Consider the following 26,811-nt stretch of genomic DNA (forward strand, 5'->3'; position numbering starts at 1 on the left):
CTCGCATCCGCCGCCGTGAGAGAGTTGAGCGGCGTCGAAGGCCTGGTTCTTGCTCTCCGCCTATACTGAATATCGGGAGCTGGGTGACGGGAAGGCTGGAGCCGAGCCCGGGCCCAGACGTCGAGCCGGGGCGACGCCCGCCCTCGGTCATCAGATTCAGGTGGATCGCGAGCATGTGGGAGCTGTACATCGTCCGCCACGGGATCGCCGTCGAGCGAGGGACGCCGGGGATTCCGGATGACGAAAGGCCGCTCACCCCCAGGGGGGAGAAGCGGATGAAGGAGATCGGCGACGGCCTTGCCGCATTGGAGCTTCCGGTCGATCGGATCGTGACGAGCCCCCTGCCCCGGGCCCATCGCACGGCCGAGATCCTGGCCGAACGTCTGCGAATGGCCGGCGACGTCGAGATCGCCCCGGTCCTCAGCGCCGAGTCCACGGCCCGCGACATCGCCCAGTGGCTGGGCCTTCAACCCGAAGCCCCGCTGCTGATCGTCGGCCACAATCCAGGGCTCGAGGAGCTGCTCGGCCTGCTTCTGCTAGGCGACCCCAAGGCCTTCCCCTTCACACTGAAGAAGGGAGGCATCGTGGCCCTCCGTCGCCCCGCAAGCGAACCGGAACGCTACACGATCGAATGGGCGGCGACGCCCCGGGTGCTCAGGAGGCTGTCGAACTGACCGAAGCCGCCGCAAGCCCGTCTTCGGGGCGATTAACGAAAATCAATCAGGCAGACGTTGATCTCGTCGACCTCGGCGCGTCACGCTGAATCCGAATGGTTGCGGCCTCACCGCCGCCTCTCCTCCTGCGGGTCGTGGAGTTCTGGAGATGTTGAGTCGCGCGTGGATCGTCGCAGGCTGCTGCCTGCTGGCGGCAGGTTCGTCGGCGTCCGCACAGGGTCAGTCGCCGTCCAGGGGGCGACCGAACATCCTGCTGATCCTGGCCGACGATGTCGGCTACAGCGACCTCGGCTGCCAGGGCTCGGAGATCCAGACGCCGAACCTGGACGCCCTCGCCGCGCGCGGGGCTCGGTTCACGAACTTCTACAACTCGGCCCGATGCTGCCCGACGCGGGCGTCGTTGATGACGGGGCTGCACCCGGCCCAGGCGGGATTCCCGGACATGACCGGCCGAATCCCGTCGAACGCCGCGACGATCCCCGAGGTCCTCAGGCCGGCCGGCTACAACACCTACATGGTCGGCAAGTGGCACCTCAGCGAGGCCACCAAGCCCACCGACCGCGGCTTCGACGAGTTCTTCGGCATGCTCGGAGGCTTCAACAGCTTCTGGCATGAGGACCCGTTCTACACCCGCTGGCCGAAGGGCCGACCCAAGCGCGAATACGCGCCGGGGACGTTCTACTCGACCGACGCCTTCGGCGACTACGCCCTCGACTTCCTGGAGCAAGGCCGCCAGGCCGGCAAGCCCTGGTTCATGTACCTGGCGTTCAACGCGGCCCACTTCCCGATCCACGCCCCCGAGGAAGACATCCAGCGCTACGAGCCCGTCTTCGCCGACGGCTGGGACAAGATGCGCGAGCGTCGCCTGGCCCGAATGAAGGAGCTGGGGATCATCTCCAAGGACGTCGAGTTGACGCCTCGGCTGGTCGTCCCGAAGAACTGGGCCAACGCGAACAAGGAATGGGCCGCCGACAAGGAGGTCCCCGCGTGGGACTCACTGCCGGAAGACCGTCGCAAGGATCTCGCCCGGCGGGCGGCGACCTACGCGGCGATGATCGACCGCATGGACCGTAACATCGGCCGCGTCGTCTCGTACTTGAAGGAGACGGGACAGCTTGAAAACACGTTGATCCTCTTCCTGTCGGACAACGGCGCCTGCGGCGAATGGGATCCGTTCGGCTTCGACGGCAAATCGGGGCCGGACAACGTGCTGCACGTCGGCCCAGCGCTCAAGGAGATCGGCGCTCCGTCGAGCTATTCGAGCGTCGGCAGCGGCTGGGCGAACGCCTCGTCGACGCCCTATCGCTATTACAAGCAATACACCCACGAGGGGGGCGTCAAGACGCCGCTCATCGTCCACTATCCCGCCGGACTGACGCTTCCGCCCGGGACGATGAGCCCTCGGACCGGCTACATCACCGACATCCTGCCGACCTGCGTCGAGCTGGCCGGCGCGAGTTACCCCACCGAGCGGAACGGCGAGTCGATCATGCCGATGGAAGGTGCGAGCCTGGTTCCGCTGTTCAAGGGCGTCGAGCGTCCCAACCGACCGATCATCATCGAGCACGAGGACAGCAAGGCCCTCCGCGACGGCGACTGGAAGATCGTCCAGGAGCGCGGCGGGCGCCCCTGGGAGCTTTACAACCTGGCCAACGACCCGACCGAGATGCACGACCTGGCCGGCCGTGAGCCGGAACGAGTCAAGACCATGACCGCCGCCTGGGAGGCCTGGGCGCGGCGCGTGGGGCTGAAGGAGGGCGAGCCGAAGACCGTTCGCGGGACGATCGACCTGCAACCGGGCAAGGCTCTCGCGGGCGCCGAAGCGCCGGCGATCGCCAACGAGCCGCTGCGGATCCAGGCGACGGTCCGCGAGGCCGGCAAGGGGGGCGTCGTCGTCAGTCAGGGGGCGCAGGTCCAGGGCTGGTCGCTCTACGTCCGCGACGGCAAGCCGGTGCTGGCCGTTCGCCGCGACGGCTCTCTGTTCGAGTTGGCCGCCGACCGGGCCCTGGGCGACGGACAGGTCGAGTTGGCGGCCGAGCTGCGTCGCGACGGCGCGGCCCGGATCCTGGTCGACGGCGTCGAAGTCGCCCACGGCCGCGCCGGGGGCTGCATCCCCGCCCAGCCGAAGGACCCGCTGATCGTCGGCGACGACCGCCAGGGGGCCGTCGGCTCTTACCAAACGCCGCGGCCGTTCCGCGGCTCGATCCTTCGCGCACGGCTCACCGTGGGCGACCTCGACGCGGCGGACTGACCTCCTCCCGTCGACCCGGCGGCCGGCGGTGAAGAGCCCCGGCCGATTGATTCGTTTCTCTTATTGGGCCCCTCCCATGTCTGGTAAGCGCAGAAACGCCTTCACGCTGATCGAACTGCTTGTGGTCATCGCCATCATCGCCGTCCTGATCGCGCTTCTCCTTCCCGCCGTGCAGGCCGCTCGTGAAGCCGCCCGTCGAGCGCAGTGCGTCAACAACCTCAAGCAGATCGGCCTGGGGATTCACAACTACGAGAGCTCGACGGGCTCGCTCCCCTGGGGCCGCGGCCCGAACGTGGGGGTGATCGCCGAGAACATGATGTCGTCGGCCCTGGTCATGATCCTGCCCCACATGGAGCAGACCCAGGTCTACAACTCGTTCAACTTCGCCGACTTCAACAACCCAACGGGTCCCTTCAACCCGACGAACCTCACGAACCAGACGTCGATGGCGGTGCAGATCACGTCGTACCTCTGTCCCTCGGACATGGACCGCCTGACGAACCCCCAGGGCCACACCAACTACGCCGCCAGCGCCGGGGCCGACCCGCGCGTGAACGCCGACACCGCCGACGGCATGTTCCGCGGCGGCAACAACGGCACCAACCAGACGCGCACGTTGGGCCTTCGCGACGTGACCGACGGCCTGAGCAACACGGCCGCGTTCAGCGAGAAGAACAAGGGGATCGGCGGCCAGCAGGGGGACAACCTCGTCTACCGCGACACTCTCAAGCCCTCGTCGTCGGTCGCTCAGATCACAAACCCGGCGACGAACGGGACCCAGATCTACTACACGCTTTGCAAGAACGTCGACGCCACGCAGTCGACCACCGCGCTCCAGAACACGCGGTCGCAGTGCAGCAACTGGTTCAACGGCAACAAATCCCAGTGCCGCTACAGCCACACGATGCCGCCGAACACCGGCAGTTGCGGTTGGGGCGCCGACAACGACGGCGGCGCGATCACGGCCACGAGCCGTCACGCCGGCGGGGTGAACGTCCTGATGGGCGACGGTTCCGTGAGGTTCATCAAGAACTCGGTCTCCCTGCCGACCTGGTGGGCCCTCGGGACGTGCGCCGGCGGCGAGGTGATCTCCGCCGACGCCCTCTGATCCGACCCGCCCTGCCTTGCTCACTGAGGCTTGTAGGGGAGTTCGACGTCCAGGGTGTTGTTGCCCGCTTTGACCTCGAAGCCCAGCTCGGGCGTCATGCCCTCCGCCGACTTCATCGAATGCGGGACGACGACGGTGACGGAATTCCTTCCGATCGCCGTCGTCGTCTTGTACGTTCCGTCCGCGCCGATGTCGGCCGTCGCGATCTTCGCGTCGCGGCGGTTGATGTTCCTCGGGTCGAAGACGACCTGTCCCTTGGTCGCCGGCTTGCCCTTGATGGTGATCTTCCCCTGCACCGTCGCCTGTTCGGTCGTCGACTCCGCCGGCGGCGCGCCGTCGCCGCATCCCGCGACGATCGCCAGGCAGGCGGCCGTGGAGAACGATGCGAGCAAAAGACGCAGCGACGCGATGGACATGGGAACGCTCTCCGATGCGGATAACGATGCGGCCCCGAAGGAGAGCGGGGCCTGGAGTTGGAATTATACCGACACCCTCCAGGCGGCGACCGGCGGAAGGCTGCCCTAAGGCCGGCGAGACGCTGGCCCACGTTCTTGTCCGCCGCCGCACGGCCTGGGATGCTGGATATGCCCTGGGGTCGAACGCCCCCGAGCCATCTCTCTCATCGGATGGACGTCTCGTTGCGGAGCCACCGGCCATGCAGCCTTGGTTGCCACGCATCCGACGGCGATCGTGCACAGGCCTGATCGCGGTCGCAGCCCTCTGCGGAACGGCGTCGACAGTCTCTCTGCGCGCCGAGGAGCCGCCGAGGCCCGCAACCGGGCGAGTCAGCCTGGCGAGCGGTCGCGCGATCGACTACACCGTCCATCTCGACCGCAACTCGTTGCAAGACGCCCTGCAGGTCGGCAACGGTCTCATCGCCCTGACGTCCTCGGGGGCTCTTTTGCGCTTCGATCGATCCGAGGTCCGGCCGGACCGCGAGAGGGTCGACGTCGCACAGTTCGTCTGCCTCGGTCGGGGCGAGGACGGCTCCGTCTATGCGGGCCTGGACGACGGCCGCGTCTGCCGCGTCGACCCGACGACGTTGGAACTGACCGAGGTCGCGAAGCTCCCCTCCGCGCCGCGATGGATCGGCTGGAGACCGGCCTCGACGGGACGCTCGGCGGGGCTGGTCGCCGTCATCAGCGCGACGCGACACGTCGAGGATGAAGGTCGTCGCTATGAGGTCGGATACACGATCGTCCACGATCTGGCTGCGGGGAGGACGTTCAAACTACTATCCAACTGGCCGACGACGTTCCTGCTTGACCACAGATCGCGGCTCTGGCTCGGGACCGACCGGGGCGAATGGGGCGGCTCGGTGGAGCGACTCGACTTGATCGGAGGGGCGGTCGATTCATTGGGCCAGGAATCCTGGGACGGCGTCTACGGCTTCGTTGAGCTACGCGACGGCCAGGTCTGGGCGTTTTGCGGCACGACACACCTGGGCAGCCGCCGCAGCGCAATCACGCGTGTCGACGGCGAAAAACCCGAGAGGCTCTTCACGCTCCACCCGCCTCCGGCCGATCCACGGCAGCCGGCCGATCCCAACGATCCAAAGATGCCGATCACCCACATCGTCGAGGAAGACGATGGCCTGCTCGTCCTGTCGTACAGCGACGTCTTTCGGGTCGACCGTGGTTTGAAGAACTGGAAGAGAGTCGCCGAGTTGAAGCTTCGATATCGCGGGGGGCATCCCTACGCGATGGGCCTTTACCCCGCCGTCCGAACGATTGATCCGCCGGTTCGCCACGGCGAGCCTTACGTGCTCGCCACGGTCGGCAATGGGGTCGTCCTCCTGGATGATGAGAAGGCGACCCCGCACAAACTCCTCGGGCAGCTCGGCTCGTCATGGATCTCCCGGATCGAGAACACCACTGAGGGGACCTTGTTCCTCGAATCAGACGACCGGCTTCCGGCCTGGAAGCTCGGCGAGAACGGATGGGCCGTCGCCGACCTCGCGCCGCCTTTCGCAGCGGATCCGGCGAGCCCCTATGAGGCCTCGCAAGGTAGGTGGTCCGAGACCCACACGCTCGTAACAGCCAACGGGGCGATTTATACGATCAGCGGGACTTCAGGCACCGGGACGCGGACCACGGCGCGTCGAGCGAACGGCAGATCGGAGCGGATCGGTCGCGAGACCTCGTGGCTCTTCCCAGGGAACTCGTTCGTGACTCGCGACGGCACGCTGTGGAACGCTTTCTCCGGACTGACTCGGTTCGAGCAAGGACGATGGCAGCCCGTGGGCCGGACCGGCGAGGGCGAAAGCGAGGCATTTCCCACTCTCAGGGCCATCGACCTCAAAGGGCCGCCGTGGTTCTTGGTCGACGCCTCGGGTGAAGGCGGCGACCTCTGGCGACTCGTCCCCGGTCCTCGTCGGGAGGACGTGAGACTCACTCGCCAGGCCATCGGACTGGGTCCGACGACTCCCCAGGTCTACGACGCCCTCCCTCTATCGGGCGGTTCACTGCTCCTCGCGACCGACGTGGGCCTACGGAACTACAAGCCCGCCTCGGGCGAGATCTCGCCTTCCGTCTTCCCTGGGCCATCGGCTCCGGTGATCGCCATCGCTCGCGACGGATTGGGGCGGCTCTGGTTGGGAAACGACCGAGGGCTCTGGCTGAGCGAGGCCGGCGCGAAAGCCGCCGAAACGTTCGAGACCGTCCCCTGGGTCGGTCGAGGAGAGATCCTCGACCTCGCCCCCGACCCGCAGCATCCGGACGGAGTCATCGCCGCTCTCGGATCGAGGGGCGTCGCGTTTCTCAGGGCCTTTGCAAAGCCCTGACGCGTCCTCAGCGCCGTCGAGCGAGAAGATGACTCGCCCCGCCTGATACTTGCCCCGCCCGCCCCGGCCTGGCACATTCGACCCACGGGCGATGTGGCGAGTTGGTAACGCCGACGGCCGACAGGGAGCACGACTCATGACGAATCCGACTCGGCGCGAGTTTCTGGGGAGTGCGGCGGCGGCCGCGGCGGTGATGGGCATTTCCGGAAGGGCCGCCGCGGCGGCGACGCCTCGACCGACGGACGTCGGGATCGAGGACGTCTTGATGCGGTACGACGACTACCACTACCGAACGCCGATCAAGTTCGGCGGCACGGTCGTCGATCGCGCCACGATCCTGAACGTCACCTGCATCGTCCGCACTCGCGACGGTCGCACGGTGCAGGGATTCGGGTCGATGCCGATGGGGAACGTCTGGTCGTTCCCCTCGAAGAAGCTCTCCTACGACGATACGCTCAGCGCGATGAAGGCCCTGGCGACGCGGATCCGCGACCTCACCGCCGGGCATCGCGAGCCGGGGCACCCGATCGACATCAACCACGACCTCGACCCCGACTACCTCAAGGCGGCGAAGGCCACGGCCGCCGAATGGAACCTCACCGAGCCGATCCCCCCGCTCTGCACCCTGGTCGTCGCCAGTCCGTTCGACGCGGCGATCCACGACGCCTTCGGCAAGGCCCACGGCCGAAGCTGCTACCAGACCTACGGGCCGGAGTTCATGGCGAACGACCTGTCCGCTTACCTCGGCCCCGAGTTCCGGGGCGAGTACGTCGCCAAGTACGTCACCGAGCAACCCAAGGGCCGGATGCCGATGTACCACCTCGTCGGCGCGGTCGACCCGATCGTCGCGTCCGACGTCGTCAAGCCGATCGGCGACGGCCTCCCCGAGACGCTCCCGGAGTGGATCAATTTCAACGGGCTGACCAACCTCAAGATCAAGCTCAACGGCGAGGACCTGAACTGGGACGTCGACCGCGTCATCCGCGTGGATCGGGCCACCGCCGAGACCCAGGCGAAGCGCGGCGTGTCGGAGTGGGTCTACTCGCTCGACTTCAACGAAAAGTGCCCGGACGTGAACTACGTCCTGGAGTTCATCGCCCGTCTGAAGGCGAAGGCCCCCGAAGCCTTCAAGCGGATCCAGTACATCGAGCAGCCGACCGCGCGGAACCTGGCCGCGGCCAAACCGCACGCGCTCGACGAGGCGTCGAAGATCCTCCCCGTCGTGGCCGACGAGTCGCTCACGGACGTCGAGAGCCTGCTGCTCGCCCGCGACCGCGGCTACACCGGCGCGGCCTTGAAGGCCTGCAAGGGACAGAGCCACGCCCTGCTGCTGGCCGCCGCGGCGCAGAAGCACGGCATGTTCCTCTGCGTGCAGGACCTGACCTGCCCGGGAGCCTCGCTGATCCACTCCGCGGGGCTGTCCGCCCACATCCCGGCCGTCCGCGCGATCGAGGCCAACGCCCGTCAGTACATGCCCGAGGCCAACCGCCGCTGGGAAGACCGCTTCCCTGGCCTCTTCCGCGTCAAGGACGGCACCATGGACACCTCGTGCCTCAACCGGCCGGGGTTGGGAGCGGTGGAATTGTGAGTTGATTTTCAGAAAAGTTCTCGCCTCAAGCTCGCTGATTATTTAAATTCCCTCACGCTGGACTGAATTGATGAGTCGATCACATCGTCCATCGAGAGGGTCGTTGAAATGTTGGCTGCGTCGATGTTGTGCCTCGCCCTGGCCGTGACCGGGCAGTCGGACCAGAAGTGGGCCGTGGTGACCTCGCGAGAGGGGAACTTCACAGTCGAGATGCCCGCGAAGCCGACGCGGACGCGGTCGTCCAGCGTGCAAGGGTCGAACGGTCGCATGAAGATCGAAGAGATCCTCTGCGAGACGGGGCGAGGTGCTTTCATCGTCACCCGGATCGAGTCGCAGGTCACGATCGCGAAGAGTGCGGAGGAGGCGTTCCTGGACTTCGCCCGCGACTATTTCGCCGCCCAGTTCAAGGGGAAGGTCACGTCCGACAAGAAGGTCCGGCTCGACCTGAACGCCGGCCGCGACTTCACGGTGCGGGTGCAGGTCCCCGGCGAGGGGACGGCCGAACTCCGGGTCCGCGAGTATCTCCACGGCCGGACGATCTACGCGCTGATCGCCGGGTCGGAGCCCGGCCAGCCGCTGCCGCCCGAGACGGCGAGGTTCCTCGGCTCGTTCGCCCTGGGCATCCATCCCGAGGGGACCACGATCAAGGCCGACACTCGCGAGACCGAGGCCGTCGGTCGAGACCTCCCCGGCTGGGGGACGGCCATCGACCCGGACGAGGACGTCACCTTCAACCCCTCCCAGAAATCCCTCATCCTGGAGATCCCCGGCACGCTCCACGACCTCGTCGCCGACATCGGCAAGTTCAACGCGCCGAGGGTCCTCCGCCCGGTTGAAGGGGACTTCGTCGCGACGGTCCGGATCGACGGCTCGTTCAACCCCAAGGGGAAGTCGACCAAGGAGAAGACGTACCCCCTCAACGCCGGCGGCCTGCTGATGTGGAAGGACGCGGAGAACTACGTCTCCATCCAGCGGACGGCGATGCTCGGCAAGGGAGACCAACTCAAGCCGCTGATCCTCTTCGAGGAACGCGAGGGGGGCCACCGCGGGGCCACGCACAACCAGATCCCCCCCAACGGCCCGCTCTACCTGCGTCTCGAACGCCAGAAGGGCCGGATCACCGGCGGCATCAGCGAGAACGGCAAGAGCTGGAAGATCCTCAAACCCATGGACACCACCTGGGCCACGGGCCCCATGCAGGTCGGCCTCATGGGCGTCAACACGGCCTCTGAGCCGTGCAAGCTGAGGTACATGGACTACTCGCTGAAGTCAGACTGACCACCACGGCCGTTACCGATCCGACGGCTGAATTCGAGCCGAGAGCTGCTCGCAAAGCCACTGCTCGGACCACAGCCGCCGGACGGCGTTGAATGAGTTCGCCCGGGTCGCGGTGCGGAGATAATCGCGGGGATCTTCGCCGTAGGTCACACCCACGATCACTCGGCCCCCGGACGTGACCGAATACCAATCCGCATCGGTTTGCAGTGCGGCGAGGACGTCCGTGCAGAGCTCTTCGAGTTCTTCGGCGTCCTCGCCGAACGCTCCGCTCTCGACTAGAAAAGCGAGTGCCCCGGCCACCCCACTGCTGTCAGGAAACTCCCCCAACAGCCAACCGTCGTCTGGGTTGGCCCATCGGAGCCATGCTGAAAGCTTTTCGAGATCGTCGAAAGCCTCCCACGCGTGGCCCTGATATCGATACCCCTTGACGTAGTAATCGGCGGCAACTCGCCGCAGGCCCTGCTCAGTGGCCACGGAATAGCCCAGCCAGTTACCCACTTGCCCCAGAATGAGTGCGAACGCGTACGGTGTTTCGTCCGGATATCGCTGACGAAAGTCACGGAACTCTTCGACGATCGCTCGCTGTAGAGTCTGTGCAAACGTTGAACGATCCATCGACATTCCGGCTATTCCTGTCGCTCGTGACTTCCGACTGTCAACGCTTGAAGCATGCCTGCCAGACGAAAGCCCTCGCGGCCTCCGTGCGTCTGCAGCCCCTTTACCACAAAGGGGATCAATTCCTCGGTGATTTCCAGTTCGAGCGGGCAATGCCAGAAACACCGAGTGTGGAAACGGCGATAGAGTTCGGCGGCCTGCTCAGCGAGTTCGCTCCGCTTCCGCGACGGCATGATCTCGGCGTGCGAAAAAGACGAAGCATCGCCTTCAGAGGTCTCCATGCTCAAATCCTTCCGATCCCGGCCGCTTCGAAGGTTCCTACTTTTCGCAAGCTTCTCATGGAAGCTTATGCTCCTCATTCCACAAAAGCGAGCCTCGCCGACATTCGAAACGCCAGCGGCCCCAACGGATCATCGGGGCCGCTCTGCGTTTTCAGGCGATCGGTCGGTCAGGGGGTGATCTTGTCGACCTGGAGGACGCCGACGTCGATGTACTGGCCGCCGCGGTCCTGTCGGCAGGAGACGGCGATCACGTTCTTGCCGGGCTTGAGCGTCTGAAAGGCCTCGGGGCCGAGCGGGGTCAACTGGTAGTTGTTCACATGCTTGGGCAACTTGAGTACCGAGACGCCGTTGAGGAAGACCTCCACGTCGTCGTCATGCTGGACGTCCAGCCAGACCTCGCCCTTGGGGGCCTCGGCCAGCGTGAACTCCTTGCGGAGGCGGATCTCCGGGGTGTTCCACACGGTGTTCATCGGGGCCAGTTCCCGACGGGCCGAGCCGAATCCGCTCATGCCCGTAGGCCAGGCGGAGTCGTCGAAGTCGGGCTGGTTCCAGCCGTCGGCGGGGGTGTCCGTGGTGTACTTCCACGGCTGCGGGCCGGACTTGGCGGTGGGGACCAGCTGGGTGGTCCGATACGTCGTCTTCGTGTCGTACAGCCCCGCGTGGGCCGAGGCGACGGTCTCGGCGGGGAACTTCAGGACCTCGCGATCGTAGGTCATGAAGCCGTTGACCTCGACCTCAACGTCCGTCGTCTGGGTGTAGACCCCGGCGGTGAGGCCCATGCCGGCGAGGACCTTCAGCCGGTCGATCAGGCCGAGGTAGCGCGCGCCCAGCTCGTTCGTATCCTTGAAGCTGACGTAGCCCCAGTTCCCCTTGTCGGTGAACGTGTGACCTTCCATCGGCAGGCCGAGGCCGCCGAACTCGCCCAGGACGACGGCCCGGTTTTCTTCGAGCGGAGGCATCCCGGGGCCGGGGTAGTTGTGCATGTCGTGGACGTCGCCGACGCCCTTGTCTGTCCAGCCGCTGGCGTTGTTCACCAGCCGGGAAGGGTCGTACTCCTTGGTCCAGGCGGTGACGCGCTCGGTGTCGTGCTGGCCCCAGCCCTCGTTGAACGGGACCCACATGACGATCGACGGGTGGTTGTGGAGGGCGTCGATGATCGCCTTCCACTCAGTGTCGAAGCCGGCCCTGGATTCGTCCGTCTTGTTGTCGGCCGAGGGCATGTCCTGCCACACGAGGAAGCCCATCTCGTCGCAATGGCGGTACCAGCGGTCGGGCTCGACCTTCACGTGCTTGCGGATCATGTTGAAGTTGAGCTTCTTCGTCACGTCGAGGTCGTACTTGAGGGCCTCGTCCGTGGGAGCCGTGTAGAGGCCGTCCGGCCACCAGCCCTGGTCGAGCGGGCCGTACTGGAACAGCGGCTTGTTGTTCAACATCAGCCGGAGCACGCCGGCCTCGTCCTTGCCCAGCGCGATCTTCCGCATGCCGAAGTAAGAGCCCACCGCGTCGCCCCCGTCGCCGAGGTCCGCGCGCAGGTCGTAGAGGAACGGAGAATCCGGGCTCCAGAGCTTGGGATCGTCCAGCGGGATCGCGACCGGCTCGCCCGCCGCGCCCATCACGTGGGCGACGACCTTATCGCCGTCGAAGACCGCGAACCGGACCGGCTTGCCGGCCTCGCCGCCGACGACGTTCGCCGTGATCTGGACGGCCTTGGCGTCCACGTCCGGCACGATCTTCAGCGAGTCGATCCGCGCCGCGGGGACCGGCTCCAGCCAGACGGTCTGCCAAATGCCCGTGACGGCCGTGTACCAGATGCCGTGGGGCTTGAGCACCTGCTTGCCCCGGGGCTGGCTCCCCGTGTCGGAGGGGTCGGCGACGGCGACGACGACTTCCTGGTCTTCTTTCGAGAGGTCGAGCGCGTCGGTGACGTCGAAGGTGAACGGGTCGAAGCCCCCCTTGTGGCTGCCGACCGCCTTGCCGTTGACGAAGACGTTCGCCTCCCAGTCGACGGCGCCGAAGTGGAGCAGGAACCGCGTGCCGGCGGCGGGCTTCGCCAGCGGGAAGGTGCGGCGGTACCAGAGCCGCTCGTCCGGCTGCACGCCCTTGCGCACGCCGCTGAGGGCCGACTCGATCGGAAACGGGACGAGGATCTGGCCCTCGAACGCCTCGGGCTTCGCCTCGGCCGCCGGTCGGACGGCGTAGTCCCACAGGCCGTTGAGGTTCGTCCACTTCTCGCGGACGAGTTGCGGGCGAGGATACTCAGAGTGGACCGTGACCGGATCGACGTTCGCGGCCCACTTGGTCTTCAGGGTTCCCGACGCGGGCGCCCAGGGCTTCGCGTCGTCGGCGAGGCCCACAGCCGGCAACGCGGCCAGCAGAGCGCCGAGGAGGATGCGTCTCAAGGGTTGTTCCTTTCATGATCGAAGGCGGCGACGTCAAGACGTCGAACTCGCCAGGCAACGGCCTTCCCCCCTTGCGGGGGAAGGTGGCCCGAAGGGCCGGATGAGGGGGATGATCGGCGTCGGATGCGCATTCCGTCGCATCCTCTTGCACGCAGCGGCGGTCGTCCCCCTCATCTGACCGCTGCGCGGTCTGTCTTCCCCCTCCAGGGGGGAAGACGTCAACACATCGATTATCGCAGGTGGATCACTCGGTTTCCACCGTCACGGCCATGACGACCGGCGCGGTCTGGTCCTCGCCCTTGACCAGCTCGATCCGCGAGATCGTCTCCGAGGGGCGTTCGGGCTCGACCTTGACGTGGCGGACCTGCCGACCGCGGAGGACGAACGCCGAGTCCGAACCGGGGACGTCGACCGGCCGGATGTAGTCGGCGAGATGGACGCCGTCGAGCAGCGCGTGGTCTTCGGTTTTGCCGTCGGCGTAGTGCAGGCGGACGACCATCGAGGTGGTCTTGCGCGGCTCGCCGCCGTTGTACGCCCAGCCGCCGATCCCGCCGAGGATGTGGATCGCCTTCGCCGGCGCGTTGCAGTCGATGGCCACCGAGCGGGGCATCTTCGGAGCGACCTCGCCGATCGGACCGTAGAGCATGATCGCGTTCGGGACGCGGTCCCCCTTCGGGTCGATGAGCTGGTAGGGCACGCCCTGGAACTCCTTGGGCTTCCAGTCGGCGAAGATCAGCCGCTCGACGGGCGACTCCGAGCCGTGGAACATCCCCCGGGTGGTGACGACGTCGGCCGCCTTGCGGAGGTCCAACGGCAGGTACTTGCCGCGCGCCGTGAGGAAGGCGAGCACGTCCTTGAGGCCCGCCTCGCCGAGCTGCTGCTCGAAGCCCTCGGGCATGATCGACTTCTTCGAGGCGGCCATTTCCTCGATGTCCTCGCGGAGGATCGAGTGGGTCTTCGCCTCGGCGTCGAGGATCTCGACGGCCGTGCGCGATTCCGACGCCAGCAGGCCGTTGAAGACCCGGCCGTCGGTCGTGGCCACCGTGTACTGGACGAAGTTCCCCTCGACGCTCCGGCTGGGGTCGACGACGTGGACGAGCAGCTCCGCCCTCGGGTGAGAGGCCATGCCGCTGAGGTCCGGGCCGACCTCCCCCCCCTCGCCGCTGTGCTTGTGGCACTTGGCGCACTGGGCCGTGAAGACCTGCTTGCCGCGGGCGGCGTCTCCCCCTTCCAGAACCACCTTCGACAACCGATCGACGACGGCCTGACGGTCGGCGTCTGGAAGCGCCCCGCCCCGCGCGATCAGAGCGGAGGCCCGCTCCGCCAGCTTCTTGTCAGGATGCGAGGCCAGCGCCTGCTTCTGGTCGAGTGCGAAGACGTCCCAGCCGATCTGGCCGGCGTCGACGGCGTCGAGCAGGTCGGCCGTCCATTCGGCCCGGCCGAGCAGCGCGCGGACGGCCGCCGTGCGAGCGGCCGGCGTCATCTTGGGCAGGGCTTCCAGCAGCGCCTTGCCCGTCGCCCGGGCGCGACCGCGAGCGAGGGCCTCGATCAGACCCGAGGCCAGCGCGGGGGACGTGCGTGGCGAGAGCCGGCTCGCCAGGTCGGCGGCGATCGCATCGTCGTCCGCACGCATCTCGACGACCTCCCGGGCGGCGTCGGCGCGTCCGCGATCGGACACCTTCTCGTTGTCTACGTCTGCCAGCAGGTTCTTCACGACGACCTCGGCGGCCTCCTTCATCGCCGAGCTTCCCCAGCGCGAGCCGAGCGCGACGAGCCGGCCGCGCCCCTCCGCGGGGAGCTTCTCCAGCAGCGTGGCGAGAGCCTTCTCGGTCGCCGCGTCGAGCGCCGGCCGCTTGTCGGCGGGCCAGCCCTTGGCCTCGCCGAGCACGACCTGCTGCGCGATCGCGCGGCCGAACGGCGAGCCCGCCGAGTCGGCGAACGCGGCCAGCACGCCGCCGATCGAATCGACCGGCCCGCCGCGAGCGTGGTGCTCGGCGACCCGGCCGACGATCGTCAGCAAGGTCGGCGAAGGCTCCTGATCCGCCTTGATCGCGGCCAGGGCCTTGAGGAAGGGTTCGGCGTGGGCCGCCGCAGCGCTGGTGGCGGCGTCGGGGAGCCAGCGGTCGCCGGCGCCGAGGCCGGAGGCCAGCGCCTTCGCCACGGCCTCGCCGGCTTCGGGGGTGTTCGGCGCGTCGGCCAGGGCGAGGAGCGCCGCCAGCCGGACCTGGGGATCGGCGTCGTTCAACAGGCCGGCGGCCACGATCGCCTTGACGGTCTCGGCGTCGTGCGGGGCGACCTGCAGGGCGTTCCGTCTCACGCCGGCCGAGGGATGCTTGAGCGCCCCCAGCACGGCCGTGCGGGCCTTGGCGTCGCCGTCGACGGCCCCCAGGCCGCGGAGCGTCCAGAGGGCGTGGATCGCGCCGGCGTTCAGTCCGATCGCGTCGACCTTCGGGTCGGCGGCCATCGCCAGCAGCGCGGGGACGACGTCGGGCTTGCCGCGTTCGATCAACAGGCGCTGGGCGTGCAGCCGCCAGAACTGGTTGTCGCTCCCGAGCGCCGCGACCAGGCCGTCGGCGTCGGCGGGGTCGAGGGGCTTCCACGAAAGGGCCGGCGCGTCTTTCCAGAGGATCCGGTGGATTCGGCCGTGGGTCTTGTCGCGGAGCGGGGTCTCGTAGGCGTTCCCTTTACCCGTCTTGAAGCCCTGGGGCGTCGGGTTGTGCTGCACAATGTAGTTGTACCAGTCGATGACCCAGACGTGGCCGTCGGGTCCGACCTCTCCCCAGATCGGCGCCGTCCATTCGTCGTCGCTGGAGACGAGGTTCCAGCCGTTGTACGCGGCGAAGTCGCTCCCCTTGGGCTGGAGCGTGAACGTGGCCATCAGGTGCCCCGTCGGCTCGGAGACGAACGCGGTCTTGTTCCAGTAGGGCGCCGGATAGGTCCGGGCCGTGTAGAGGGCGTGGCCGGCGGCCGCGGTGAAGCCGCCGTGGTTGTCGACCTGTCGGACCTTGTCGGTCTCGGGGTAGATGTGGTTGGTCGCGGAGATCATCCGCAGCACGGCCGGCGACCAGCCGCGGACCGACTCGTAATACCGGTTCGGCACGCCCAGAAAGACGCTCGGGCAGCCGTTGGCCGTGGAGGCGAAGACCAGGCCCTCCTCGCTGAAACCCAAACCCCACGAGTTGTTGGACGTGCTGCGGAGGAACTCCAGCTTGGAGCCGTCGGGCTTGAACCGGTAGATCCCCTGGCCGAAGTCCACGTTCTCGCCGCCGACGACGCCCTTGAAGGCCGAGTAGCCGACCATGCCGTAGATCCAGCCGTCGAGCCCGTAGCGGAGGTTGCTCGGCCCGGCGTGGGTGTCGCTGGTCCCCCAGCCGGTGAAGAGCACCTTGCGGACGTCGGCCTTGCCGTCGCCGTCCGTGTCCTTGAGGAAGAGCGTGTCCGGCGCCTGGAGCACGATCACGCCGCCGTCGAAATAGCAGAGGCTCGTCGGGATGTTCAGGCCCTCGGCGAAGACGGTGAAGGTCTCGGCCTTGCCGTCGCCGTCGCGATCCTCGCAGATCTTGATCCGGTCGCGGCCGGTCTCACCCCGGCTCTGCTTGGTGTTGGGGTAGTCGAAGCTCTCGGCGATCCAGAGCCGGCCCAGGTGGTCCCACGTCGCGCAGATGGGCTTGGCGATGGCGGGTTCGGCGGCGAAGAGGGAGGGCTCGAATCCCTTGGGGACGATCAGATGTTTGAGCGACTCCGCCGGCGAGAGCGGCTCGGGCATCGTGCGGTAGGGTTCGCCCTGCGAGCCGAAGCGCTGCGCGGGAAGGTAGTTGGGGATGTCGCCGGCGGCCGCGACGACCTTCGCGGGCGTCAGGCCGGGCGTCACTGTCGGCCGCGAGTCGAAGACCGGCCGGCCGACCGCCCAGCGAATCCCGCGCTCCAGCAAAGCCTGAAATCCGGGCTGCTCCCACGTCCGCGAGTCGTGGCCGTAGGCCGTATAAAAGACGCGGCCCTTCCCCTGTTCTCGGGACCAGGTGTACGGCTCCTGGTCGCGGAGCTGCAAGACGTGGCGGCCCTTCTCGTTGTGCTTCTCGTGGACGTAGGTCTCGTCCCAGGTCTTGAACGGGACGAGCCCTTTCATGATCGGGTGTTCGGCATCGGCGACCGTCGTCTCGAAGACCCCCGTCTCATGGCTCTTGAACTGACCGCCGATCAGGGCGACGCACTCCGGCGAGTTCCGGAAGCAGAACGACGCGCAGTGGAGCGGCACGAACCCGCCGCCCCCCTCGACGTAATCCAGCAGCGCCTTCGCCCGATCGGGGGCGATCTCGTCGATGTTGGCGTACAGCAGCAGGGCGTCGTACTTCTTGAGATTCTCCAGGTTCAGAGCGGCGACGTCCTCCGTGTAGGTCGCGTCAATCCCTCGGAGAGCCAGCACCGGCGTAATCTGGGCGGCGCGGTCGGCCGGCGCGTGATGGCCGCGGTCGCCGAGGAACAGCACGCGGATCGGAGCCGAGTCGGCCGGTGCGGCCGCTAGCAGCCCCGACAGGAGGATCAGGAGGTGCGTCATGGAGGTTCGCTCTCGCGGAATCGGGAGACGTGTTCGTCGCACGGCGAAGTGAATCGTCCCCTGATTCTAGCGGATCAGCCGGGGATCCTGTACAGAGCCGGCCGCCTCACAGCGGGGGCGACGGCTGATTCGGACGAGTGTAGGATGATCTTCGACCGCAAGATTCGACGGGCTTCGACGAATCGCAGGGTGGAACCCATCGTGCGCACGTCTTCGTTGAAGGAGCAGCCTGTGACGGACGCTCGGCGTGGTCTTTGGTTCGGCCTCGGTCCGGTCTTCGCCTTCGAGACGCGGTCGTGCTCGCGACGGTGGCAGTGGTACGCGGGCAGGGCGTTGTTCGTGGCGATGCTGCTGGCGGCGCTGGCGTTCGTCCACCACTACCGTCCGGCCAACGCGACGACGATTCAGGGAATGGCGAAGCTGGGCCAGAACTTCTACATCGCGCTGGTCGGGATGCAGTTGACGCTGGTGCTGCTGGCCGCGCCGGCAGCCACGGCGGGGGCCGTCTGCCACGACCGGGCGACGGGCATGATGACGCACGTCTTGACGACGGACCTCACCCCCGCCGAGATCGTCGTGGGGAAGCTGGCCGCGCGGTTGGTTCCCGTCCTGGGCCTGATCGCCTGCGGGCTGCCGCTCGCGGCGCTCCTGACGCTGCTGGGGGGAGTCGATCCCGATGCGCTCTTCGGCGCGTTCCTGGTCACGTTGGGCGTGGCGGTGCTGGGGTGTTCGCTGGCCTTCGCGTTCTCGCTCTGGGCGAAGAAGCCGCACGAGGCTCTGCTGGGGGCGTTCGCCGTCTGGGCCCTCTGGCTGCTGGGCCGGCCGTTCGTCAACCTGCTGAATTCCGCCTTTGGACTGGCGCTGAACGTCCCGCCGATGCTCGACAACCCCTACGCCCTTTGCTTCCGCCCCTACTGGTGGCCGGGCTCGGTCTCGGCCGAGGATTACGTGTGGTTCGCGGGCCTCTGCCTGGCGGCCTCAGCGGCGCTGACGGGCCTGTCGATCCTGATGCTCCGACGCGTCTGCACGCGGACGGACGTCCCTCGCAAGTCGAGCCTGCGCGGCCGGCTCGCGGCGATCGGCGAGCGGATCAACCCATTCCGATGGTTCCCGGAACCACGGCTGGACTTCAACCCGGTCCTCTGGCGCGAGTGGCGGCGGACTCAGCCGTCCGGGTTGGGTCGGGTGATCAGCGGGCTCTATGCGCTCGTGGCGGCGACGGCCAGCGTGGGGGCGATCGTCGCGCCAAGGTCGACCTTCGCGATGGCCTGGGTCAACGGTTTGCAGGTCTCGATCGGGATGCTCTTGCTAGCGGTCGCGGCGGCGACGGCGCTGGCCGAGGAGCGGGTCCGCGGCAGCCTCGACGTCCTGATGACGACGACCCTGTCCACCCGCGAGATCGTGGTAGGCAAGTGGCTGGGGACCTTTCGGCGCGTCCCCTCGCTGGCCTTGCTGCCGACGCTGGTCGTCCTCTGCGGCGATCCGTGGAAGTCCTTCTACATCCCAACCATTCTCACGACGTTCCTGTTCGTCCTCGTCTGCGGCGCGGCGGTCTCGGCGCTGGGCCTGCTGGCGGCGACGTGGTGCTCCCAACCGGGCCGCGCGGTGGCCGCGACGGTCTCGATCTACGTCCTGATCGCCGTCGTCCCGCTGTTCGTCGGCGGCTTCCTGGGCGGCCCCAATAACGAGGGGGCGATGATGCTCAGCCCGTTCTTCTTCGCCGGCGAACTCGCCGCCGACCTCTGCACGCGGGGCGCCGGCCGCCAACACATCGACGCGGCGTTCAAATGGATCTGCGTTTACGGCGTCCTGGCCGCAACCTTGATCGTCCTGACCCTCCGCACCTTCAACCACTGCCTGGGCCGCGTTGAGGACGGCTGGGCCCAAGCGGGCGGGGTCCGGCCGACACGGAGGTTCGCGGCCCCGCCTCGACCGAACCTCGGCGATCAGCAATCGTGAGCCGCGGCCGGCCAGGGCTCAATGAGTGGATCGTGTGAAGGGAACGCGATTTCTCGCCGAGAACTCAATTGAGGCGAGAGGCGCGGCCGCTTCCTGCCGATATTGACGATCAGGGAGGGCTCGACGGCGACAGTCGACGTTGCACCGTCGTACACCTCGACGATCAGGCGGGCACTGGGCGTAGCCACGCGTTCACATCGACTTGCAAGCGCGGGGCGGCCTCGACCTCATGTCATCTCCGCAGGGGACCTAGAATGCGGCCGGGCTTGCTCCGAACGCTTGCGGCCATCCCCTTGTTGCTCCTGGCGTTCGAAGGCGCCGTCGGAGGCGAAGAGCCGTCGACCGCGGACGTCCTGAAGGAGCTCATGAAGCGGATCGACACGCTCGAAGAGCAAAACAAGGATCTTCGAAACAAGCTGGAGAAGTCGGGAGAGGCCGAGAACCCCGACGAACAGCTCAGGCGGCAAGTGCAGGAGCTTCAGGATCGCCTGAACGCCATCGAGAAGAACCGCGAGCCCCATCTGCCGGCGGCCATCGAGGACAAGGACGTCGAACCAGCACCAGCCGCCGGAACGCGTGAAGACGGATCGTTCAGCGATTACATGGACGGCAAGGTCGTCGAGCCCTCGAAAAAGCCGGGAGTCGTCGCCAAGAAGCCCGACGCCGGAGGAGAGCCGCCGAAGGCCGACGCCCCAACCAAGGCGCCCACGGAATTCGTCGTCGGCAAGCAGAAGAAGATGAGCGGGGAGTGGAACAACGGGCTCCAGTTCCGGTCCGAGGATGACGCGTTCTCGCTCCACGTCGGCGGTCGCGTCGATTTCGACAACGTCTGGTATCAGCCGACCGCCAAGAACATGCGATTCGGCAGCGACAACGCGACGCGATTGGCGGACGGCAGCTCGTTCCGGCGTATGCGTCTACGAACCGACGGCCGGCTCTACGACTGGGTCGACTTCGTCTTCGAGGTCAACTTCGCCAACCTTCAGGACTTCTCCAACCAGAGCGCCGCGGCCACCACGGTCGGAGCGGTCGGCATCACCGATTCGAACCTAACCTTCCGCGAGATCCCCGTACTCGGGAACGTCCGGGTCGGCCACTTCCTGGCTCCGATCAGCCTGGAGCACATGACCAGCTCGAACTTCGTCTACTACATGGAACGGTCGCCGCAGTTCGACGCGTTCGTGAACCGATTCGACTACGTCAACGGCATCAACTTCTTCAACACCTATCTGCATGATCGTGTCACGCTCTCGTCGGCCCTCTTCCGCTCGGGGAGCACGACGATCAACCCGTTCGGCGCGGGAGCCGGAGACGGTGAGTACGCCTTCGCCATCCGGAGCACCGGCCTCCCCATCTACGAGGACGGCGGCCGCAAGCTGATCCACCTCGGCATGACGGTCATGGAGCGCACGCTGGACAACCACAGCTCGTCGCCCGGCGACCGAGCCCTGGTGCGCGCGGGCGCCACCAAGACCGACCTCCCCAACGTCATGCAGACCGGCACCTTCTACTCCCCGTACGGCGAGTATTACCTGAACCCGGAGATCGCGATGATCCTGGGGCGGTTCTCGCTCTCGGGTGAGTACCTTTGGTCGTTCGCCCCCTCGGCCTACACCGGGATGACGGCTAACTCCGTCCTCTCCGGCCCCGTGGGGAGGCTCGACTATCACGGCTTCTATGTGGAGTCGGGCTACTTCCTCACCCGGGGCGACTACCGCCGATACAACAAGAAGCAAGGGAGCTGGGACCGGACGGTCCCCCTCGAAAACGCCTGGTGCATGAGAGGCCCGGACGGGAAGCTCAGCACCGGCCGAGGCGCGGTCCAACTGCTTGCGAGATTCAGCTATCTGGACCTGGTGTCCGGAGACCCGGTTCTGACGGCCAAGGCCGGGGCGCGGGCCGGCGTCGAGAATGACGTGACGCTCGGCGTCGCCTGGTACATCAACCCCCAGGCGAACATGCAGGTCAACTACGTCCACACCCAGATCAACTCGGTGCTCCGCAGCGCGAGCGGAAGCTTCGACGGACTCGGCCTCCGCTTCCACTACGACTTCTAACACCCCCATGGGCGCCCCGCCCCGCCTTCATCGCCCACTCGACCTCCAAGGGAAGGAACCATGAAGCGATCGTCTCTTGCGCCGTCGGCCTTCGCGGCGCTCGGCCTTCTGACCCTGCCGGGCGCGGGAGCTTTCGGCCAGGCTCCGACCGACTCCAAGCCCGTCACGCCCCTGGTCACGGCGGAAGCCCCTCCCCTCGCCGGCCATCGCTGCCTGGTTCACCACCGGCATGAGCCCGCCTGCGCGACGTGCGTCGCCGTGCAGTCCACCACCACGACCACGGCGTACAACTACGCCTCGAAGTCCAGGGTCGTCTGCTATCCGAAGGAGCGCTGTTCCTGCCTCAGATGCGTGTTCCATCTCCACGGACATCATCAGGGCTGCGAGCCCGTCGTGAAGGCGGTCGTCAAGCGGGACCTCGTGAAGACCAAGGTCACGGAGGAGAAGCAGGAGACGACCTACGAAGGCTCGCTTGCGCCAGCGCCGCCCCCCGCGAGCTGTCGGTTGCACGGCCTCGGCTGCCGGGGCGAGCACTGACCGACGATTGCCGAGTCCCCTACCCGCCCTGGCTCGACCGTGGAGGGACTCGGACCGGGCGCATTCGAAACGGCAACAGGCCGTCCCGGACGCGCCTTGCAAGGTGCGCCCGGGAACAGCCTGGTCGTTACGCTTTTATCTGGGTGGGATCAGCCGAGGAACTCGGAGAGCATCCGGTCGAGGGCCAGCTCAAGCCGTTCAGGGGTGTCGTAAGTCCCCTCGGCGATCTGGCGGCGGATCTCTTCGACCCGTTCGTGACGGATCTCAGGAAGACGGCTGATGCCGTCGAGCATCTGGCCCAGGGGCGAGATCTCGACCTGGTCGCGAGGAGCCCCAGCATGGACGGTTTCGCCGGCGTCCACGCTGAACGAGGCCAGCCGCGGGTAAATGGGTTGAGGGCCTTGCGCGCCCCCTGCGCCGAAGATTTCCATCGTTCGCCTCCTTATGGGGTGCCGTGGCCGAAGGCCTGGCCTTCAGCGGATCAGGGTGCCGTTCGATTCGGACGGCTGAGAGTCTTCTTCAGAAGAGCGAGCCGACTGACGGTCAGCCGGGGTTCTCAGCTCCGGTCTTCGTCCACTGCATTGACGTCCGAGGTCGAACGTCGATGGTTTCAGTATCGGACCCCTGGCCCCCGCCAGTTGAGTCAAAACCGGAAAAAACCTCCCGCCAGGACCCAATCAGCGCCGGATTCGCCCTTGCTGCGCCGGGGACTTGAGTCCCTCAGCCAGGGCCTGCGAGGTCTGGGCCAGCCCCTGGGTGAGGGACTGGACTCTCGCCTGGAGCTTCTGGACCTCCTGCTGCTGGTCGGGGGTTGAAGCGCGGGCGAGCAGGACGTCCAGGGTCTTGGCGGCGTCATGCAGCTCCTCGGCCCCCTTGCTGAAGACCTGGGCCGTGTCGTAAACCGCCTGCACCCGCAGGTCCTCGTTCGACGGCTTGTAGAACGGGCTGAGGACGAAGGGGTTGGTGTAGATCTTCTGGACGAGCTTGTCGGCCCAGTCGGTGGCGTCGCGGATGTTGGAGATCGACCGTTCGATGTCGGCCTTGCCGTCGGTGACGATCTGGACCCCCTGGGCGGTCAGCAGCTCGGCCTGGTAGGCCACGCGGTTGCCGCGAGCGGCCAGCATGTCGACCTGCTCGATGGTCCGGTCGATCCTCGGCCGGTGGACGGACAGTACGTCCTTGACCGAGCCGACGGCGTCCTTCGCCGAGCCGATGGTCAGGCGGATGTTGTCGCGGTTGTCGCTGAGGATCAGCTCGACCAGGCGGGTGATGACGTCGAGCCGGGTGACGGCCGCCTCGATCCTCGGCGAGGTTCCGCCGATCCGCTTGGCCAGCTCCTCGACGTTCCCAACGGTCGTCTCGATGGCCGGGCGAAGGGCGTCGCTCATGTCCTTGACGTTGCTGGAGGCGTCCTCGAACGAGGCCAGGATCTGCCGGAGCCGGGGGCCGACGGCGTCGACCGTCTGGCGGATCTCGCCGATCGTGTGGCTGAGGTGGTTCCGCTCCTGCGGGCCCAGGCCGACCTGCTCGATGATCGGGTCGAAGAACGACGACTCGACGCCCGTGATCGTCTGCCCGGAGACGAGAGCGACCTCGGACGAGCCCGAGGAGACCACGTTGACGTGGCTCATCCCCGTCAGCCCCGGCGCGATGGTCACCTTCACGTCCTGGCGGAGCTTCTTCAGCAGCTTCTCCGGCATGGAGAGCCGCACGCGGGCCCGCAGCGTCCCCTCGACCTCCACCAGCGAGAGGTCCACGACGTTGCCGGCGTCGAGGCCGGCGATCCGGACCGGGCTGCCGATGCGGATCCCCTGGCCGTCTCGGAAGACGACGTCGAACACCGCCTGCCGGGCCAGGAACCCGGGGCCGTCGCTGGCCAGGCCGGCGAGCACCACCACCCCGGCCAGGGCCGCGAGCACCAGCAGGCCGATCCAGACTTCCCTCATCGACGATCGTGGACGCATCGGGCTCCCTCCCGGCGCCGCGGCCCTTTCGCCCGAAGGCGAAGAGGCCCGGCCCCGTCACGGGGTCGGCGGTTGCAACAGCGAGGGCCCGTAGACCGGGACCGCGTGGTAGACGAACAGGAACCAGGTCATATTCAGCAGCAGGATCGCCGCCATCCCCAGGCAGGCCGCCCGAACGACGGCCGACGAGGTCGCGGCGATCGGATCGGCCTCGGGATGATCGTCGCGTCGGAGGCCCTCAGCGCAGGCCGGGGCGGCGATCGCCAGGCCGAAGAGCACCCCCTTGACCACCACGCCGACGACGTCGCGATACCAGAGCATTCGGACGAGCATCAGGAAGTACATGTCCGTCGAGAGCCCCATCAGGGCCTCCGACGACTTCCAGCCCACGACCGTCCCGACGACGCATCCCCAGAGCGACAGCAAGGGCGTCGCCGCGACCGCGGCCATCATCCGGGCCGCGGCCAGCCGGCCGCCGCGGAGGGCCGACGGGTCGGCGGCGTCCCGGCGGAGGCGCCTCAGTTCGGGGACGATTCGGCCGGGGAGCAGCCCGGCGAGCGTCAGGCCGGTCATCATCGAGGCCAGGTTCCGCAGCAGGCCCACTCCCACCACGGCGCCGGTGCCGTCGACGAACGTGCTGCCGAAGTACGCCTGCATCGACAGGAACGAGCCCATCGCCACATGGACCAGCCCCACCAGCGGGAACCCCGCGCAGAGCATCCATGAAAGCTCATGCGTCGCCGCATGGCGGAGGGTTTCGCCCTCCTCGTCGTCGCGGCCGGCGACGATCGCCCCGGCGGCCGAGGCCGTCACCATCGCCGTGGCGCCCAGGTACGTCAGGGCCCCGACGACCAGCCCGCCGACCCACGCGATCGGGGCGAGCAGCCCGGGGATTTCCGGGGCGCGTCCGCCTGTATTCGCGCTCGTGCTGGTGCTCATCGTCGCGTCCCTCTCATGACCTGGGAATGGTCCGGCGGACCTGGGTGGTCGGCTGATGCTGGGGAGTGGCCGTCGGCCCGGCCGGCGACTTCCCCGCCAGCCAGTTCTGCCAGCGTTCGACGGCCGGCTGACGCTCCGGAGCCTCTTCCCAGGGAACGTAGCCGAAGTCCTGGCCGGTCCGCTTCTTCAGCTCCTCGTGGGCCGCCAGACGGACGACCGGATCCGGGTCGTCCAGGCGGCCGACCAGGGCCGGAATCACCTGCGCCCCGGGCCGGCGGTCGCCCAGGCTCAACGCCCGGGCGCGGACCATCGGCGCGGGATGCTCGATTTTGCGGAAGTTCCGCGGCTTGGCCATCCCGCATCCCTGCGACTGGGCCAGCAACAGGATCAGCGCGGCCGTCCCGAGCGATCGTCTCATCCTTGGGCACTGCTCTTCCATGAACAGCGTTCCCGGGGACGACGCCTCGACGCCGACGCGCGTCGCGGTCGTCCCGGATCGTCGCGGACTTTAGTCGAAGTCGATAAGCCCGGCAATCCCAAACGACCTTCCTGCCCCGGCCTCACCTGAGGAGTTCCAGCCCCGGCAGCTTCCCGCGGACGAGCATCGCCTCGCGGAAGGCCTCGAAGATGGCCCGATGGCCCTTCACGCTGGGATGCTTGTCCCAGGGAGAGACCCGGAACTCGTCGACCGACAGGCTCTGAAAGGCGTGGCTCAGGTCGATCACGTCCAGGCCGTTCGCCAGCACCGCCGACCTCATCACCTTCTCAACGGCCGGGCTGGCGAGCTTGGCGTCGGCCCGGGGGATCATGACGATCGTCATCGGAACCCCGGCGCTCTGGGCGAACTCGGCCCATCCCCGATAGCCGCCTTGAAGGATCGACTCGGCCTGGCCCTGGAGCTTGCCGCGAAGGACGTCCGGCGGATCCGTCGGCGAGGCCCCGCAGCGGTCGAGGGCCTGGCGGACGTAGTCGAGCACCGGCGGGATCTCCGGCCGGGGCTCGGCCCGGACGATCGCTTCCAGGTGCATCTCCTCCAGCGCCGGGTCGAGGACCGTGGCGTCGCAGAGGATCCAGTCGGGTTGATACCCGGCCGCCTCGTCGACCATCCGGGACAGCCGCCGCGAGGGCGAATCGCCCGAGACCGAGAGGTTGACGACCTCCACGCGGGTCGCCGGGTCGGTCGCCCCGTCGAGCCAGGGCTCCATCAGCCGGGGGTACGCCTCATCGTCGCCGACGCCGTGGCCCATCGTGTTCGACGACCCGAAGAAGACGATCCGGTAGACGTGGTGCGGCTTGGGGAGGGCGACCTCCGGAGTCCGATACCCTTTCGAGTTCGTCCGAAACCGGGCCCCGTTCCAGACGAGGTCCGCGTTCGGCCGCAGCCTGAGATGGATGTAATCCTCGGTCGGCTGGGCGATCCCGGACGCTCCGAAGGGGACCCAGCCGGGGGGCGGAGCGTCGGGGTCGGCGTCGCGGTTGGCGTCGATGAGGGCCTCGTAATAGCCCCGGGTCTGCATCGCCCCCAGCTCGCGGCCGAGCCGGGTCTTCCCCTGCGCAGCGCGGACCCAGTCGTTCTCGCGCCCGAAGGCCGAAGCCGCCAGGATGACGAGACAGGCGACGAACGACAGAGCGTCCGCTCTCCCCTTTGCGGACGACATCCCGGCCCCGTGGCCTTGCGCGGGCTTGGTCATGACGAGTCCCTATGATCGACGGCGCCGCCCCGGCCCAGGACGTGACAGAGAGCGGCCGCCGGCGACGCCTCCCAATACCTCAAATCCCCCCCCTCGTCCAGCCGGACCGACCTTCCCGACGGCGCTGGGATCG

The 26,811-nt window shown here is 67.5% G+C and carries 19 protein-coding genes; 9 read left to right on the forward strand and 10 right to left on the reverse strand.

All coding sequences use genetic code 11. The features are described from left to right. Positions 1-173: 173 nt before the first annotated feature. The 3 genes from sixA (at position 174) to G5C50_RS10725 (ending at position 4,033) form a co-directional block, all read left to right on the forward strand. Positions 174-674: a phosphohistidine phosphatase SixA gene (gene sixA, locus G5C50_RS10715; RefSeq protein WP_165068829.1), complete on the forward strand. Its 501-nt coding sequence runs from the start codon at positions 174-176 to the stop codon at positions 672-674. A 148-nt stretch (positions 675-822) separates the two neighbouring features. Further along, positions 823-2,925 (forward strand): arylsulfatase, encoded by a 2,103-nt coding sequence (locus tag G5C50_RS10720; protein WP_206107638.1) that lies wholly within the window; start codon positions 823-825, stop codon positions 2,923-2,925. 76 nt (positions 2,926-3,001) lie between these two features. Continuing rightward, entirely contained in the window at positions 3,002-4,033 is a 1,032-nt protein-coding gene (locus G5C50_RS10725) for a DUF1559 domain-containing protein (protein WP_165068831.1), read from the forward strand. Positions 4,034-4,053: 20 nt separating this feature from the next. Here G5C50_RS10725 and G5C50_RS10730 read toward each other — a convergent pair whose 3' ends face one another. Next, entirely contained in the window at positions 4,054-4,449 is a 396-nt protein-coding gene (locus tag G5C50_RS10730; protein WP_165068833.1) for a hypothetical protein, read from the reverse strand. Between the two features lie 239 nt (positions 4,450-4,688). Between G5C50_RS10730 and G5C50_RS10735 the strand changes: the two genes are divergently transcribed. The 3 genes from G5C50_RS10735 (at position 4,689) to G5C50_RS10745 (ending at position 9,681) form a co-directional block, all read left to right on the forward strand. Then, positions 4,689-6,815 (forward strand): hypothetical protein, encoded by a 2,127-nt coding sequence (locus G5C50_RS10735; RefSeq protein WP_165068836.1) that lies wholly within the window; start codon positions 4,689-4,691, stop codon positions 6,813-6,815. A 136-nt stretch (positions 6,816-6,951) separates the two neighbouring features. Next, the gene (locus tag G5C50_RS10740) at positions 6,952-8,403 is read left to right on the forward strand and encodes an enolase C-terminal domain-like protein (RefSeq protein WP_206107639.1); all 1,452 of its coding nucleotides are present in this window, start codon (positions 6,952-6,954) and stop codon (positions 8,401-8,403) included. A 108-nt stretch (positions 8,404-8,511) separates the two neighbouring features. Next, complete coding sequence (locus G5C50_RS10745) at positions 8,512-9,681, forward strand: DUF1349 domain-containing protein (protein ID WP_165068838.1); 1,170 nt, start codon at positions 8,512-8,514, stop codon at positions 9,679-9,681. A gap of 12 nt (positions 9,682-9,693) precedes the next feature. Here the strand turns inward: G5C50_RS10745 and G5C50_RS10750 are convergent, their stop codons facing one another. From G5C50_RS10750 to G5C50_RS10765, 4 genes are all read right to left on the reverse strand, one after another. Continuing rightward, on the reverse strand, positions 9,694-10,302 hold the full coding sequence (locus tag G5C50_RS10750; protein WP_165068841.1) for a DUF4303 domain-containing protein: 609 nt from the start codon (positions 10,300-10,302) through the stop codon (positions 9,694-9,696). A 5-nt stretch (positions 10,303-10,307) separates the two neighbouring features. Beyond that, a complete protein-coding gene (locus tag G5C50_RS10755) occupies positions 10,308-10,577 on the reverse strand; it encodes a hypothetical protein (RefSeq protein WP_165068843.1) in 270 nt (89 codons plus the stop codon). A 167-nt stretch (positions 10,578-10,744) separates the two neighbouring features. Continuing rightward, positions 10,745-12,976 (reverse strand): glycoside hydrolase family 2 protein, encoded by a 2,232-nt coding sequence (locus G5C50_RS10760; RefSeq protein WP_206107640.1) that lies wholly within the window; start codon positions 12,974-12,976, stop codon positions 10,745-10,747. 244 nt (positions 12,977-13,220) lie between these two features. Next, positions 13,221-17,531 (reverse strand): PVC-type heme-binding CxxCH protein, encoded by a 4,311-nt coding sequence (locus G5C50_RS10765; protein WP_165068846.1) that lies wholly within the window; start codon positions 17,529-17,531, stop codon positions 13,221-13,223. A 201-nt stretch (positions 17,532-17,732) separates the two neighbouring features. Between G5C50_RS10765 and G5C50_RS10770 the strand changes: the two genes are divergently transcribed. From G5C50_RS10770 to G5C50_RS10780, 3 genes are all read left to right on the forward strand, one after another. Then, a complete protein-coding gene (locus G5C50_RS10770; protein ID WP_165068848.1) occupies positions 17,733-19,490 on the forward strand; it encodes an ABC transporter permease subunit in 1,758 nt (585 codons plus the stop codon). 266 nt (positions 19,491-19,756) lie between these two features. Beyond that, a complete protein-coding gene (locus G5C50_RS10775) occupies positions 19,757-21,547 on the forward strand; it encodes a porin (protein ID WP_206107641.1) in 1,791 nt (596 codons plus the stop codon). A 60-nt stretch (positions 21,548-21,607) separates the two neighbouring features. After that, positions 21,608-22,084, forward strand: coding sequence for a hypothetical protein (locus tag G5C50_RS10780; protein WP_165068854.1), 477 nt, complete (start codon positions 21,608-21,610; stop codon positions 22,082-22,084). 149 nt (positions 22,085-22,233) lie between these two features. Here the strand turns inward: G5C50_RS10780 and G5C50_RS10785 are convergent, their stop codons facing one another. The 5 genes from G5C50_RS10785 to G5C50_RS10805 all read right to left on the reverse strand — a co-directional run bounded on the left by G5C50_RS10785 (position 22,234) and on the right by G5C50_RS10805 (position 26,678). After that, the gene (locus tag G5C50_RS10785; RefSeq protein WP_165068856.1) at positions 22,234-22,515 is read right to left on the reverse strand and encodes a flagellar biosynthesis anti-sigma factor FlgM; all 282 of its coding nucleotides are present in this window, start codon (positions 22,513-22,515) and stop codon (positions 22,234-22,236) included. A 246-nt stretch (positions 22,516-22,761) separates the two neighbouring features. Then, the gene (locus tag G5C50_RS10790) at positions 22,762-24,048 is read right to left on the reverse strand and encodes an MlaD family protein (RefSeq protein WP_165068859.1); all 1,287 of its coding nucleotides are present in this window, start codon (positions 24,046-24,048) and stop codon (positions 22,762-22,764) included. Positions 24,049-24,105: 57 nt separating this feature from the next. Beyond that, positions 24,106-24,987 carry an ABC transporter permease gene (locus G5C50_RS10795; protein ID WP_165068861.1) on the reverse strand — a complete coding sequence of 294 codons (882 nt, stop codon included), beginning with the start codon at positions 24,985-24,987 and terminating at the stop codon, positions 24,106-24,108. A 13-nt stretch (positions 24,988-25,000) separates the two neighbouring features. Further along, complete coding sequence (locus G5C50_RS10800) at positions 25,001-25,405, reverse strand: HEAT repeat domain-containing protein (protein WP_165068863.1); 405 nt, start codon at positions 25,403-25,405, stop codon at positions 25,001-25,003. Between the two features lie 142 nt (positions 25,406-25,547). After that, complete coding sequence (locus G5C50_RS10805) at positions 25,548-26,678, reverse strand: SGNH/GDSL hydrolase family protein (protein WP_165068866.1); 1,131 nt, start codon at positions 26,676-26,678, stop codon at positions 25,548-25,550. Positions 26,679-26,811: the final 133 nt, after the last annotated feature.

Source organism: Paludisphaera rhizosphaerae (assembly GCF_011065895.1).
In the GTDB taxonomy this organism is placed as follows: Bacteria; Planctomycetota; Planctomycetia; order Isosphaerales; family Isosphaeraceae; genus Paludisphaera; species Paludisphaera rhizosphaerae.